This is a genomic window from Arachnia propionica (genome assembly GCF_900637725.1).
Classification (GTDB): Bacteria; Actinomycetota; Actinomycetes; order Propionibacteriales; family Propionibacteriaceae; genus Arachnia; species Arachnia propionica.
In genome coordinates, this window is record NZ_LR134406.1 from 1,120,552 (window position 1) to 1,137,100 (window position 16,549).

Annotated in this window: 2 protein-coding genes; both read left to right on the forward strand. The window is 65.6% G+C overall.

All coding sequences use genetic code 11. The annotated features are described in order from the left end of the window. Positions 1–2 precede the first annotated feature (2 nt). The gene (locus EL272_RS04825; protein WP_159424528.1) at positions 3–11,222 is read left to right on the forward strand and encodes an SDR family NAD(P)-dependent oxidoreductase; all 11,220 of its coding nucleotides are present in this window, start codon (positions 3–5) and stop codon (positions 11,220–11,222) included. Then, positions 11,219–16,549, forward strand: a complete 5,331-nt coding sequence (locus EL272_RS04830; RefSeq protein ID WP_082793783.1) for a beta-ketoacyl synthase N-terminal-like domain-containing protein — start codon at positions 11,219–11,221, stop codon at positions 16,547–16,549. The genes EL272_RS04825 and EL272_RS04830 overlap by 4 nt, the downstream gene beginning before the upstream one ends.

Consider the following 16,549-nt stretch of genomic DNA (forward strand, 5'->3'; position numbering starts at 1 on the left):
TGATGACGAAAACGCATGAGATCCTCCGCGCGCTCAAGGAGAAGCGCATAGACCCGTATCAGGCACGCGAGGCACTCACGGCCCTACGGACATCGGCCGTCGAGACGACCTCAACAGCCGACACGCCTCGGCCCGAGCCCATCGCAGTCATCGGCATGTCAGGTCGCTATGCCGCGGCCGCCGACCTCTCATCGCTCTGGGACCTTCTGGTCGACGGCCAGGATGGGGTCCGCGATATCCCGTCGGACCGGTGGGCTCCAGAGCCGGGAGATGACATCCAGTGCGCTCGGATGGGTTATCTAGACGAGATCGATCGGTTCGACCCGTATTTCTTTGAGATCTCGCCGAGCGAGGCCGAGATGATGAGTCCAGCCCACAGGATTTTCCTGGAGGAAGGGTACCGGGCGTTCGAGGACGCGGGTATCCCGCGTCAGGAACTCCGCGGCACGAAATGCGGGGTCTACCTCGGTTTGTCGACCGTTGAGTACCAGATGATGGCGCAGCTCGCGGGGGCTGCCTCAAGCAGCGTGACCAGCGTCAGCAACGCCATCGCAGGCGGGCGGCTTCCCTATTTCCTGGACCTGCGTGGCCCAGCCGTGACCCTGGACACGGCGTGTTCCTCCTCTCTCGTCAGCATTCATCTGGCCGCCCAGGCTCTACGCTCCGGCGAGATCGACCTGGCGCTGGCGGGCGGATCGGCCACCTACCTCTCCCGAGAGTCGTACAAAAAGATGCATGACGCGGGGATGCTGTCGCCCTCCGGGCGGTGCGCCGCTTTCTCGGAGGATGCCGATGGATTCGTTCCGGGCGAAGGAGCCGGTGCCGTGGTGTTGAAACGGCTCTCGGACGCGGAGCGTGACGGCGACCACATCTGGGGGCTCATCATCGCAAGCGGGACCAATCAGGACGGCCACACCAACGGGATAACTGCTCCCAACCTCGGGGCGCAGCAGGAACTCATCCAGGAGGTCCACCGCCGGTTCGACGTCGACCCCGACTCGATCTCCTATGCCGAGTTGCACGGGACCGGCACGAAGCTTGGTGACCCCATCGAGCTCGAGGCCCTCAGCGCCGCCTTCCGCGCCCGTACCGCGCGGACCCAGTTCTGCACCATCGGGTCAGTCAAGTCCAACCTTGGCCACGTCTCCGAGTCAGCCGGCGTGGCCAGCCTGCAGAAGGTGTTGTTGTGCATGGAGCACGGTCAGCTCGTTCCTACACTGCACGTCGGGCAGCCCAATCCGCACTTCGACTTCGACACCTCCCCGTTCGTCATTGGCACCACAACGCAGCGCTGGGACGTGGCGGCGGGGCAGCCTCGTCGCGCCTGCATCAGCTCGTTCGGGTTCAGTGGCACCAACGCCCACGTCGTTGTCGAGGAGTACCAGGCGCCGTCGCGTGCCGCGGTCGTCGCAACTCCGGAGGTGCTGGTGCTCTCGGCCCCCTCCCTTGAACGCGCCCGCGTCATGGCGGGACGCCTTGACGAGTTTCTGGAGCGGCACCCTGACACCCGCCTTGAGGACGTCGCATTCACGCTTCAAACCGGCAGGACCCCAGCGCGCGAGCGCATCGCGATCGTCGTGGACAACCTGCTGGATGCCCGTCGTCTCCTACGTGCCGTAGCGGACGGTGAAGAGACCCCGGATGTCGAGTTCGGGCGGGCTCGACGCGACAACTCCGCACCCACCCCCGGCGCCGACCCGCACGAGATCGCCCGCGCCTGGGTACTCGGAGCGGACGTTCACTGGGAGACGCTACACACCGGCTCCGAGCCGCGACGGATCTCGTTGCCCACCTACCCATTCGAGAAGCATCGTTGCTGGTTCGCCCCGTCTCCGACAGGATCGGCCGAGGCGGTTGCTCGAACCGTCGTCGTGTCGGGACGTGAAACTGAGGTCGTGCAGCACACCGTCAAAGGTGTACCGACGCTGCCCGCCGCCGCAATCATCGAGATCATCCGAGAAGCCTCCTGCGTCGCACAGGAACGCCCGGTGACTGAGCTTCGTGACGTCACCTTGAGGTCCCCGATCTTCTGCAGCGACGGTGTCACTCTTGAGGTGGCTCATGACCCCCAGGGGCATTTCGAACTGCGCCCGTGTGGGGCGTTGGCCCCGAGCTGTTCCGGGGAAACTGGATACGGGACGACGACCCCAAGCAGCATCGATCTTCGTGCGGTTAGCGCCCGCTGTAACCAGCGTGTCGTCTTGCGATGGGACGAACCGGGGTGTGCCTTCGGCGTGGGTTATGGCCCCGCCTTCCGTCTCCTCCGGGAACTCCATGCCGGGACGAACGAGGCCATCGCGCAACTCGCTGACGGACCTCGAGGCGAGGGTGAACGGGCCTTGGCGGCCACCATCCTCGACAGTGCGTGGCAGGCTGTCGGGCCGCTGATGGCACCCGACGAGGTGCCTGCGGTGCCTTTCCACATCGAGCGCATCGCGTTCCCGGGTTCCCTGACCGACGCCGAGATCGTGCACGTTACCCGCCACAGGCACGGCGGCTTCGATGTCCGTGTCGCCGACCGTGACGGCAACGTTCTAGTCGACTGTCATGGCCTCACCCTCGCCCCACTCGCCAGCCCCGCGAACCAAAGCCTCACCCTGCTGGCCCCGCAGTGGGTGGAGAGCCCCGCCCCCAAAGAGGCCACCGCAGCAACCCCCGTCCTGCTCGTGGCGGATGCAGAGGACCTGAAGAACACTGAAGAAATCACCCGGGTGCGCGGCACCGATACTGCCGAGATTGTCCGGGCGCTGGAACAGCGCCCTCATCCGGTAGTCGTCGTGGCCACCCGGGCCCCGGCCGGCGACACCGCCCAAGCTGTGCGGGAACGCGTTGGGGCGATCCGTGAGGTCACCGCGGCGCTTGCAACCGCCCGGCCACGAAAGCGTCAATTCCTCATCCACCTCCACGAGGGGGCCCACCCAGCTGATGCGGCTGTCTCCGGATATCTCACCGCCCTGGAAGCCGAGGACCCGCGATTCCAGACCCGCAGCATCGAGGTTGAGACACTGCCCGCTGGCGAGGACCTGTTGGCGCTAGTAGCCGAGGAGACCGCTACTACTGGTTCGCGCGTACGCCGAACCGGCTCGACCCGGCAGAAGCGTGGGTTTGTGGAACTGCCCGTAGCCACCGACAATGCCGTGTTTGCTGACGGGATATTCCTCGTTACTGGTGCGCCAGGAGGCCTCGCCACGCGGGCGGCCGAGCATATCCAGGCCCGGGGCGGCCATGTGGTCCTCAGCGGCCGACGCGAACTAGATCCCATCGCGTCCCGCAAGCTGCGTCCGCTCCTTGACGCCGGTGCCGTGTACCTTCCTGCGGACCTTGGGGATGCGGCCGCCGTGTCCCAGATGGTCGACGCCGCACGCTCGGTACTCGGTCGCCTCGACGGGGTGCTCCATGTCGCGGGCCGAACTCGGGATGCCCTCGCCTTGCACCTCACGTCGAACGACGTCGAGGAAGTCTTGGCGGCCAAGGTCACAGGAACGCTCGCCCTGGATGCCGCCACCGCCGCCGACGATCTGCGCTGCTTCGTGTGCTTCTCATCGGTGTCGGCAGAGCTCGGTACCGTGGGCCAGACGGCGTACTGTGCCGCAAACGCTTTCCTCGATGCGTTCAGCACCGGGCGCGAGGCCGCCCGTTCCCGCGGCGAGCGTCGGGGAGTCACCGTCTCTATCGGATGGCCCTACCTGCTTGGTGGAGGGATGCGGATCGACGACGAGACTGCGTCCCGGATGCGCGAGGGCTGGGGGCTTGAGCCCCTAGACGTGACGACAATGTGTCGTGCGTTGGAAGCGGCCGTGGCCTCGGGGCGATCCCATGTGCTGCCCCTGGCGGGAGACCGGGACCGGATCCAACGAACCTTCGACCTCGTGCCGGTCACGATGCCACCGATGGCGCTGCCCGTCGCCCCAGCCGAGAAGAACGATGAACTGCGACGGGCGACCGAGACCTGGCTGGTGTCGGTCGTAGCGGAGACCCTTCATGCGGACCCGGCCAAGGTCCTTGCCGCCGAGTCGTTCGCCAGCCTTGGCGTCGACTCCATCCTCATGCTGCAACTCGTCCGAGCTTTCGAGAAGGAACTAGGCCAGTTACCGAAGACCCTCTTCTTCGAGTTCGAGGACCTGGATGCCCTCACCGGGTACTTCGTGGCCGAACACGGCGCCGCGCTGCAGGCTCTGCTAGGCGTTGTTGAGCCAGAACCGGCGCCAGAACCGATCACTGTCGTCGAGACGCACGAAACCTCCTGTGATGAGCCCATCGCCATCATCGGCCTTAGCGGTCGCTATCCCGAGGCTCCGGACCTAGACTCCTTCTGGCGGAACCTTAGGGTAGGGCGCGACTCGGTACGAGAAGTACCGGCGGATCGCTGGGACCACTCCGTCTGGTTCGATCCCGAGCCCGGCACACCCGGAAAGGCCTACGCGCGCTGGGGCGGTTTCCTGGACGGCATACAGGACTTCGATCCGTTGTTCTTTGGGATCACCCCCCGCGACGCCGCAGTGCTTGATCCCCAGGTCCGACTGTTCTTGGAGGAGTCGTGGCGGGCGTTTGAGGACGCCGGCTTGACCCGGGATGCCCTGCGGGGGCAGCGCGTTGGCGTTTTCGCCGCAGCGATGTACGGGATGTACGAACTCCTCCAGACCGAAAACGACGGCGTGGACGTGCCCGTCTCCAGCTCGCTGTCCGCGATCGCCAATCGGGTCTCCTATTTCATGAACTTCACCGGGCCGAGCCTCACCGTCGACTCGATGTGCTCGTCGTCCTTGTCAGCCCTCCACCTGGGGTGCCAGAGCATCCGTCAAGGCGAATCTGACATCGTGCTAGTCGGGGGAGTGAACCTGACCGTCCACCCGAACAAACTTGTGCTTCTGAGCCAGGGGCGCTTTGCCGCCCGCGACGGCCGCTGTCGAGCTTTCGGGGCCGACGGCAGCGGATACGTTCCCGGGGAGGGTGTAGGGGCGCTGGTACTGAAACCGTTGGGCCGCGCGATCGCCGACGGCGACCCGGTGCGGGCCGTCATTCGTGCCTCCGTCGTCAACAGCGGCGGACACACCTCCGGGTTCACAGTGCCGAACCCAGTCGCCCAGGCCGCCCTCGTGCGCGAGGGACTCGACCGAGCCGGCGTCCGCGCCGACAGCATCGGGTACGTCGAGGCCCACGGCACCGGCACCCAGCTGGGCGACCCCATCGAGGTCGAGGCTCTGACCAAGGCATTCCGCAATGACACGCAGGAACGGGGTTTCTGCTCGCTCGGTTCGGTCAAGACCAACATCGGCCACTGCGAGGCAGCCGCTGGAGTGGCGGCACTAACCAAGGTCCTGCTCCAGCTTCAGCACCGCGAACTCGTCCCCTCCCTGCACGCGGATGTCCCGAACCCCAACATCGATTTCGCATCCTCCCCGTTCGTGGTCCAGCGCGCGCTCGAACCCTGGCCCGCGGGACCAGCGGGTGTGCGCCGCGCTGCGGTCAGTGCCTTCGGGGCCGGAGGGGCGAACGCGCACGTCATCGTGGAGGAGTTCTCCAGTGACGAGGCCTACTCGCCGGTTGAGGAGCGGTTGTTCGTCTTCTCCGCGCGCGATGGTGGAGCCCTGAACAATGTGCTTGGGCGCTTCGCCGACTGGTTGGAAAGGGGCCTTCGAGCCGACTCGATCATCACCCGGCTGTCCGAGCTCACTGGAGTTGACGCCGAGCTTATCCAACCCGGAACCCCGATCTCGGAGCTGGGGCTGGCTTCGTTCGAGGCCCAGCGACTGGTCCTTGAGTTCGCTCCCTCCGGCACGCTCCCGCCGCTCGACGGAAGTTCCCTGACCGTCGCGGACCTTACGGCGAGTGTTGCCGATGCGATGGATGCGACACCGAACCTGGCGGCCGTAGCGCACACGCTCCAGAGCGGGCGTGAGGTGATGCCGTATCGCTTGGCGGTCGTTGCTACGCGTGGCGATGAGCTGCTTCGCACCCTGCGCGCCCATTTGGCGGGACAGTCCTCCGATGCCATCTGTGGCACCGCCCCGAGCAATCGTCGCGAACTGGCCGCAGCACTCGAGGCTGTGGGGGGTACCCAAGCGATGGAAGCGCTGGCCCTGGAACGCGACCTCGCCGCGCTAGGACGTGCCTGGGTCAGCGGTGCCGCGGTGCCGTGGGAGCTGCTTTACCCCGGCGGCCTTCCACGCCGCGTCGCCCTGCCCACGTACCCGTTCGCGCGGGAGCGCTGCTGGGCGGTTCGGGTGCCGACGCCCACCCACGGCGCTCCTCGCCCCCTGCTGGGTGAGCGTTCCGAGACTCCCGGCGGATGTGAGTACCGCTGTCGCTTGAGCGCCGAAGAGTTCTTCCTGGCTGACCACGTCATCGACGGGGCCTCGGTCCTGCCGGCAGCCGTCCACCTGGAGCTCATGCGGTCCGCGCTAGCAGACAGCGGCGTCGCCGGTGACCTGAGTGACGTCATCCTGCTCGCGCCCGTGAGGGTGACGAGCGAGAGCGTCACGCTAACCGTAACCGTCGTTCAGGAGCGACCCGGCACGACGGAGATCGAGGTCTTGACCATGGGAGCGGATGGTGAACGCCAGGTTCATGCGCGGGCTAGTGCGGTGTCGACGCACGACGATCGCCCCATCGAGTCCCTTGAGGTAATCCGCTCCCGGTGCCACTCTGGTCAGCTGCCCGGTGAGGACTGCTATCGCAGCTTCACGGACCTTGGCCTCAACTATGGGCCGCGCCATCGCGTGCTCGATCATCTCGCCTTGGGTGAGGGTGAGGTCCTAGCCAGGATCATCCTGCCGGATACCCTGAGGCATGGTCTCGAAAGGTTCGGGTTCCATCCCGCCCTTCTAGACGGCGCCCTGCAGGCCATGCTCGGCCTGGGATCGCCCAACTCGTCGGGTGCCGCGGAACTTCCCTTTGCTCTTGGATCCGTACAGCTCCTTGCCCCCATGGCAGAGGGCATGTGGGCGCACCTGAGGCGAAGCTCGTCGTCCACGGGTCTTTCGAAGGTGGACATCACTCTCTACGACGACGCCGGAATCCCGTGTGTGCTGCTGACCGACGTGGCGTTCCGTGCGGTGGCAGGCCCCGAGGTCCCGCAGCCCAGCGGTCTCGTGTTCGAGACGTGTTGGAAATCGGCCTTCGCCGCCAACGGTCCGGCGATACCTCTCGACCGCTGGCACATTGTCGGCCTCAACTTGGATCGGGAACTGGTTGACCGCCTATCCGAGTTGCCGGACTTGAAGGTCACTGCCCTGACCACCACGTGCGAGACCGAGGCTGAGCGTTACACCGAGCACGCCGTCGCTCTGATAGGCGTCCTAAAGCGGGAGTTGAGCATCCCAGCCGGGACGCGGCTGGTCCAACTCATGCTTCGTGGAACCGAGGACACGCCGATGACAGGCCTGTTGGGGATGCTGCGTAGCTTCCGGCTTGAGGAGCCCTCCGCGCTCATCCAGGTCTTGATCGTGGACGAGTCGATGTCCGCCGATCAGGCGGCGCGTGCCGTCGTGGATGAGCGCCGCTGTCCCGAGGATGACTGCGTCTGGCTGGGTGGCACCCGCCGGGCTCTCACCTGGCGCGAACTCAAACTGCCCGCATCGGCGGCGATTCGTTGGCACGACAACGGGACCTGGCTCATCACGGGTGGCGCCGGCGGTCTCGGGCGTCTGGTCGCGCTTGACCTGGCCCGCCACACCGCGAACGCGCGGCTTGTCCTCATCGGTCGTTCCGAGCCGTCCGAGTCCACCGCGGCCCTGGTTGCGAGTCTGCGTGCCGCCGGGGCGGACGCCTCCTACCACCGTGCCGACGTCACCAGCGTCACCGAGATGCGCGACCTCGTCGCCCAGCTTGGCACGGTTTCGGGCGTCGTCCACTGTGCGGGCACCGTCCGGGACTGCCTCATCCTTGGCAAGACCGACGAGGGTGTCGCGGCGGTGCTGCGGCCGAAGACCACCGGGATTGAGGTCCTCGATGAGGTCACGCGGCGCGAGCCTATACGTGACTTCATAGTCTTCTCTTCCTTGGCTGGGGCCATCGGGAACTTCGGCCAGGCCGACTACGCGGCCGGCAACGCGTATTGCGACCGGTTCGCCCAGCGTCGCCGCGTCGCGGTTGCTCGCGGGGAGCGTTCCGGCCGGACCCAGTCCATCGGGTGGGCCCTCTGGGAGGGCGGCGGCATGGGACACGGTACCGTCTCTGCGGAGGGCCTGGCACAAGTTGGACTCAGCCTCCTGGATGACCAACTGGGTCTGGAACTGCTCCATCGTCTTGCAACGGTCGACTCCGGGCACGTCGTCGTGCTCACCGGGATCACCGAACGGCTCCGCGCATACGTAGCCGGCCAGAGCCGCAACGCTCTCCCATCCCTGCCAGACGACTCCAGTGTTCTTTCGGACCGTCTCCTGGGTGAGCTATGCGATCTCGTAAGCGACCGCACCGGCATCGACAGGGAGCGGCTGGATGCCAGGGCACCCCTTGACGCTCTAGGCATCGACTCAATCATCATCATGGACCTGACGGCTCAGTTGGAGAAGAAGCTAGGGCCCCTGCCGCGGACGGTGTTCTTCGACAACGGGAGCCTCGCGGAGTTGGCGGACAGCCTCGTCGCGGACCACCCGGCCGAGTGCGTCGCCTGGTTGGGGACGGATGGCGTGCCTCTGGCTGCGGCCAGGCAGTCCGTCGAGCTACCCGTTGCCGAACCCGCAAGGGAAACCTCGCCGGACATCGCGATCATCGGTGTGGCTGGGCGATACCCCAAATCCCCGACCCTTGAGGCGCTCTGGGAGAACCTGCAAGAGGGACGTGACTGCGTCACCTCGGTGCCGTCAGATCGCTGGGACCATGACCAGTTCTATGACACATCGGGCGAGTCAGGCACCACGAATGCGAAGTGGGGCGGATTCATTGATAACCACGCCAGCTTCGATTCGTTGTTCTTCGGGATCTCCCCTTCCGAGGCGGAGGTCATGGATCCGCAGGAGCGGGTCTTCCTCGAGTGCGTCCACCACGCGATCGAGGATGCCGGGTACACGCCTGAGACGCTCAGTCCGCAAGACGAGGACGGGCTGCCCGGGCGGGTGGGTGTCTTCGTTGGAGCCATGTACCTCGAGTACCAACTCTATGGTGCCCAGGCGCAGACGCGCGGCGACATCTACACAACCAACGGATCGGCCGCATGCATCTCCAACCGAGTCTCGTACACCTTCGGGTTCCACGGCCCGAGCCTGACCCTGGACACGATGTGTTCGTCGTCGCTTGTCGCCATCCACCTGGCGGTCCAGAGCCTGCGCTCCGGGGATGCGGATGTCGCGGTCGCCGGCGGAGTGAATCTTTCCCTCCACCCGAACAAGTTCATCACCCTCGGCATGAACCACTTCGCCTCTCCGACCGGCCGCTGCCACTCCTTCGGCGCAGACGCGGATGGCTACGTTCCCTCTGAAGGTGTCGGGGCCCTCATCCTGAAGCCACTCGACGCGGCACTCAGGGACGGCGATCACATTCATGCCGTCATCAAGGGCACGGCAGTGAACTCCGATGGTCGCACCAACGGGTTCACGGCCCCGAGCTCCATAGCGCAGACCGCTGTCATCCGCAAAGCCCTGCGCCAAGCAGCGGTTCATCCCAGGGATATCTCCTACGTCGAGGCCCACGGCACGGGAACCCGGTTGGGTGACCCCATTGAGGTGACGGCCTTGACGCGTGCGTTCGAGGATGCCCCAACCGACGGCAGCTGCTTCCTCGGGTCCGTGAAGTCCAACCTGGGACACTGCGAGAGCGCAGCAGGGATGGCCGGCGTCGCCAAGGTGCTGCTTCAGCTAAAGCACAAGCAGTTGGTGCCATCGATTCACTGCGAGCGTCTCAGCCCAGAGATCGACTTCACCGATTCGCCGTTCACCGTCTCTCGTCGGCTGCGCGACTGGACCCCCAGAAACGGCAGGCGCCTGGCTGGTGTGTCGGCCTTCGGAGCCGGCGGCACCAATGCCCATGTCGTTATCGCCGAGGCCCCCGGTCTCCCCGAAGTCCAGAGAATCGACGATGGCGAGGTCCTGATCGTGTTGTCGGCCATGACTACGGAGGCGCTGGAGCGTCAACTCGGTCAGTTGGCTGAGTGGATTCGTCGTGAAACCCCCGACGCTGCCGTTCTCGCTGATGTTGCCTATACCCTACAGATCGGTCGCCGGGCCCACGAGGAGCGCTTTGCCGCAGTGGCGAAGGATGCCGCGGATCTGCTGAGGCGGCTCGAAAACCCGACTGCTGGACAGCGCGGCAGCGTTGGTGAATCAGCTCCCCCCGCCCGGGAGGCGGAGGTGGCGGCGGCGATCCGGTCGCGCGACCTAGCCGCCCTGGCTCGCCTATGGGTCCTGGGCGCCCAGGTGCCATGGCGCGAGTTGCACCGGGATGGGCGTCGGCGAGTAAGTCTTCCCGGATACCCGTTCGAAGTGCGCCACCACTGGCGGCCGACGGCAGACCTCGTGGCTCCGAGCCATGGCCGGCCTACAGGACCCGATCCTGTGCTTCGCAATGAGTCGAGCCTTTTCGAACAGCGATACGTGACGAACCTGCCCGCCATTCAGTCCCTGGTGCGGCCTAGCGATCTTGCAGCCATGTGGGCGCTGCCCCTCGTGCTGGCGTGCCGGGCCGGGGAGGCCGGACTTGAGCGTTCGCACGCTCGGCTCACGGATATCGCGTGGCTTCAGTCGCCCCTGCCCGATACCGAAGTCATCACGAGTCTGTGGCCCGATGACGACTCCGTCCTCATCCAGGTCGGTGGCTCGTCGAAAGAGGTTGGTTTCGAGGCCAGAATCGCCATGGACAGTGGCGTCCCCAGTGCCGAGCCGCCTATGGAATTGCAGTCTGTCAAGGAACGCTGCTCAGCCGTGCTGCCGGGAACCGAGACGGGTTCAAGTCGTGTTCGGGAAGTCTGGCTAGGGATGGATGAGGCCATCTGTGTCCTTAGCGGTCGATCAGATGTCGATGAGGAATCCCGCTTCCTCAACCTCCTGTCCGGCCTCATGGAAGCGATGGAGCTGTGGTTGACCAGGACATCCGGCATGTGTGAGGGCTGGTGCCCCGAGTCGGCGGACGAGATCGCGCTGTTCCAATCCCCGGTGGGTGACTGTCTAGCCCACCTGAAACGTCGGGGGGCCTGCATCGATATCGACGTGACGGACCTCTCCGGACAGCTCGTCGCCCGGTTCAACAACATCCGAGTCCACGAAGAAGCGTTGGGAGTTAGCGCATGAATACCCGAAACCACATTGGCAATGAAATGAACCGGCACCAACTCGGAATTAGCCCCGAAGAGTTGGACAAGGCCACCGAGAGATACCTCGTGGAGCTACTGGCCCGCCATACCAAAGTTCCGGAGGCCGACCTCAGGGTGACCGCCCCGTTCGAGCGCTTCGGGGTGCAATCGATCATGATGCTCCAGATGACTCAGGAACTGGAACGCGACCTGGGACCGCTTCCCAAGACCCTGTTCTTCGAGCACAGCAATGTCAAGGAACTCGCAGCCCATCTCGTAGTAGCCCGCGAGAAGGCACTGCGCAAGCACCTCGGGTTGGAACCTCAGGAGGTTCAGCCTCCGGTGCCGAGCGTGGCCGACACGGTGGTTGAGCCAACCCGTGTGGAATGCACCTCGTCTCAGAACCTCGAGGTACGGGGCGGCAAGGACTCCCGGCGTCGAGAGGTCACCGCCCGGCCTGAGGGGGCGGGGAAGTTGCGCCTGCTGCGACGTCGGCAAGCTGACGAACAGAATCCGCACGCCTGGAGCGGGTCGTCGCGGGCGACCGAGCCGGTCGCAATCATCGGAATGTCCGGACGATACCCTGGGGCGTCCGACCTCGACGAGTTCTGGCGCAACCTGGCCGCTGGGCGGGACTGTGTGACTCCCGTGCCCCGGCGCCGCTGGAACCACGAGGCGCTACTTGTCGACGGTGCACCCGAGCCGGGCCGTACCTATTGCAACGCTGGTGGTTTCGTCGAGGGCATCGAGTTCTTTGACCCGATGTTCTTCCGGATGCCACCGAAAGAGGCCGCCGTTATTGATCCCCAGGAACGCCTGTTCCTGGAAACGGCTTGGCACACCCTCGAGGACGCCGGATACACCCGGGCATCGCTGGCCCACGAGAAGGTTGGGGTTTTCGTCGGGATGATGTTGAGCCAGTACCAGTTGCTGAGTTCAAGCCGCAGCGGTTGGTGCAACGGCGGTGCGATTCCGGCGTCGGTGGCCAACCGAGTCTCCCATTTCTTCGACTTCACCGGACCGAGCCTGACGTTGGACACGATGTGTTCGTCGTCGCTCACTGCCCTTCATCTGGCATGCGACGCTCTCGTATCCGGGGACGCTACCGTCGCTCTGGTCGGTGGCGTCAATCTCATGGTTCACCCCGCCAAGTACCTGGCCTTGTCCCAGTACACGTTCCTCTCGGCGACCGGTCACTGCCATGCTTTCGGGGCTGCCGGCGACGGCTATGTTCCCGGCGAGGGGGTCGGCGCCGTGCTCATCAAGCCTCTGTCTAGGGCCGTCGCCGATGGGGACCACATCCACGCGGTTCTTCTCGCCTCCGCTGTTAATCAGGCCGGTCATACCAATGCCTACTACGTACCGAGCCCGAAGGCTCAAGCCGAGGTGATCACCGAGGCTCTGAGGCGTGCCCAGGTCGATGCTGGTGACGTCAGCTACGTCGAGGCGCACGGCACCGGCACGCAACTCGGGGATCCGATCGAGATATCCGGGCTGGAACGGGCCTATGGCTCCGCCGAGACGCGCTCCAAGATCGCCCTAGGATCCGTGAAATCGGGCATCGGGCACTTGGAGTCAGCCGCTGGGATGGCCGCGCTGACCAAGGTCGTGCTCCAAATGACCAACGGACAGCTCGCCCCCTCCCTGCACTGCACCCCGCCCAACCCTAATCTGAACCTGGACGCATCCGGGTTCGAGATTCCCCGAACCCTTGCGCCTTGGAAGCCGCGTCGCGGGCGCCGTGTGGCAGGCATCAGCGCCTTCGGAGCCGGCGGGAGCAATGCCCACCTCATCGTCGCCGAGGCGCCCGCTACCCAGATGCGCGCCAGCGTCACCGGCCCGGAACTGCTCGTGTTCTCCGCCCGGGACGAGCCTGCTCTCCAGGCGTTGGCGCGGCGCTGGCTTCGTTTCCTCGGCGACCCGGTGCCAGCCCAAGACACCCGCCTTGTCCGTGAGGCCGTTGCCGCCGTCGTGGGCGTCCCCTGCGACGCCGTCGGCGACACGGATCGCTTCGAGGACCTGGGGTTGAGCGGGTACCTCGTCCATGAGTGTGCGACGCACCTTGCTGCGGCCACCGGCTGCCCTGTCTCGGCTGACCTGCTGCTCGACAACCAGACGGTCCAGGAGACGGCGGCTGTACTCCGTAGCGTGGAGGCCGGACCGACCTTGGCCGGGGGACCGGACGTCGAGCTCGCGGACATCGCCCACACCCTCCAGGTTGGCCGTGAGGAGATGGTCGCCAGGCTCGCGTTCGTCGCCGAGGACCTCGACTCCGTGCGCTCCCGGCTTGCCGAGTACCTCGCGGGCGGAACCTCTGGCATCCAGATCGGGAACCTGGAACAGGGCAGCATGACCGTGCTCGACATGATCCCCGACGACCTAGTTTCGGGCCTAGTCTCTGACCTGATTGACCGCGGCCGGCTAGATGAGTTGGCAGCCCTGTGGGTGGCCGGACTCCACGTCGACTGGTCTAGAGTTCGGCGCGGGGGGTCAGCTCGGCGCGTTAGCTTGCCCACCTATCCATTCCGGCGCGACCTGTGCTGGATTACCGACGCGGACGTAGCTGACGCTCTTGTCCCCGACAGCGTCATCTCAGACATCCTGGGCGAGGCCGTGCCTTCCGAGCCCTCGACCTCGAACCCCGCGCCCATGCCCCGGCCTGCTTCTGCCGAGCTGACCCTAGAGAGCGTCGTGTTCGAGTGCGTGGCCGACTGCTTGGTCGAGGTCCTAGGTGTCCCGAGGGAACGTATTGTCGGTTCTCTCCGGTTGGAGAACCTGGGGATGGACTCGGTGCGCATCACCCAGGTACTCGCCGCCCTATCCCGGCACATCGAGCAGCTTCCCGCCACTTTGCTGTTCACCTGTAAGGACATCGACGGCATCGTCCGATTCCTCGTCGCCAACCATCGGGAGGCCTGCACCTGGCTCCTGATGCGCCGAATGGACGTCGGCAACATCCTGCTCGACGACTCGCCCGCGAACGACGTGCCGCCCTCACCCGCCGTGACATCGACTTCAGACCCCCTAGACATCGCGATAGTCGGGGTCTCGGGCCGCTATCCGGGCGCGCCCGACCTGGCCACGTTCGCGCGGAATCTCCGCGAGGCCACGGACTGCGTAAGCGAGATTCCGAAGGAGCGGTGGGACTGGCGTCAGCACCCCGATATCAAGTGCCGCTGGGGCGGGTTCATCGACGATGCCCTGACCTTCGACCCGACCTTCTTCGGTATCGCGCCCAACACCGCGGCTTTCATGGATCCGCAGGAGCGGCTCTTCATCCAGGCCGCGTGGCACTGCCTTGAGGACGCCGGGTACACGCCGCAGTCCCTCGGCGATCCGCGGGCAGGCGACGGCCGGGGCAACGTGGGAGTATTCGTCGGAGCGTCTTTCAACGACTACGCCCTCCATGGGGCGGATGCGTTGCAAGCCGGTCAGGTCGTGCCCGTCGACCAGCAGATGTACTCGGTCGCCAACCGAGTGTCTTACCTGTTCAATCTGCGTGGACCGAGCCTGGTCGTCGACACCGCCTGCTCGTCTTCTCTTTACGCCATCCACCTCGCCGCTCGGGCCATCCGGAACGGGGAGTGCGATGTTGCGATCGCCGGGGGTGTCAATCTGCTCCTCCACCCCGCTAAGTACTCCAGCCTCAACCTGCTCGGTTTCCTCGCCCCAGACGGCCACTGCCACAGCTTCGGAGCTGACGGAGGCGGGTACGTACCCGGCGAGGGGGTCGGTGCCGTGCTGCTGAAACCCCTCGAACGCGCCTTGGCGGACAGGGATCACATCTACGGCGTGATCCGCGGCTCGTCGGTGAACCATGGAGGACGCACTCAGGGATACACCGTGCCCAACCCCGTCGCCCAAGCGGAGCTGGTCTCCAACGCCATGGCCTTGGCCGGGGTGACCTCGGAAAGCATCGGTTACGTTGAGGCCCACGGGACGGGAACCACACTGGGTGATCCCATCGAGATTGACGCCCTCACACGCGCCTTCGGGAACCGTAATGCCACGTCACCTCGGTGCGCATTGGGATCGGTTAAGTCGCTGATTGGCCATCCGGAGGCGGCGGCCGGTATCTCTCAGCTAACCAAGGTGCTCCTCCAACTCGGGAGCCGGGAGATCTTTCCCCACCGACTCAACTCCGAGCAGCTCAACCCGAACTTGAATCTGGGACCGACGCCGTTCAGGATCCCCGCCGAACTGGAGGAATGGCCGGCGCCGACCGGACCCAGCGGCGAACCCTTGCCTCGCCGGGCCGGCATCTCCTCCTTCGGAGTGGGCGGCTTGAGCGCCCACCTGGTCATTGAGGAGGCTCCCGCAGCTTCCCCGCGCGGCCCGAAAGCTGCCGGTCCGCGGGTTGTGTTACTTTCGGCCGCGTCACCCGAGCAATTGCGGCGCGCCGTCGACGAACTTCATACCTACCTGGCTGGTGGACACGCCGCCTCCTTCGCGGGCGTCCCGTCCCTGGAGGACGTCGCCTTCACCCTCCGCGTGGGCCGCGTGCCGCAGAAATACCGCCTGGCTCTGGTGGCCGAAGATCTCCTCGACCTCAACCGCCAGTTGGGTAGCGCTTCCGCCGATGGCCAGGTGGGATTCTGGGGCGAGGTAGCCCCTGGGCGGCAGGCCGCCACGGTGGGGACCCGCCCTCGAACCGCACAGGAACTCAAGGCCTTCGCCCGGGCCTGGGTTACGGGCGAGGCACAGCCCGGCCCGGACTGGTTGGAGCACGCGGATGCGCGTCGAGTGTCCCTGCCCGGCTATCCCTTTGCGGGCAAGGACTACTGGCTGTACGGGTCCGGACCTGCCGAGAACGCCCAGACCGATCAGAAATACGAGTTCTCTGCAGCGCCCCCAATCGAGCCGCCGGCGGCCGCAGACGACGTCCCGCCGGAGGTCGACCGCCCCGATTTCCTGGTCGGGTGGGAGGAACGCCCATCGATAGATCGTCTCGAGCTGCTCATCGACCATGTTCGAACCAAATTCGAGACCGCGCTGGGGTTCGGCGGTGGGGACATCCTCGACATTGACCGAGGACTGTTCGACCTGGGGCTCGACTCGATCACCGCTGCCAACGTGTTCAACACCCTGGAGGCGGAGTTCGGGACGGGCATGGACCAGTCGCTGTTCTTCAACTACCCAACCGTGCGGCAGGTGGCGGATTACCTCGTCGCCTGGATCACCGCCGCGGATGCGCCTGCCACAACCCGCGAACTTTCGGGAAACGGGTCTGCCGACGATCTCGTGGACGTAGACGTGGACTTGCTCGACGAGGACGAACTCGTCCAGGTCCTCCAGCAAGAACTTATTGAAGCCACTCTCGTGTAA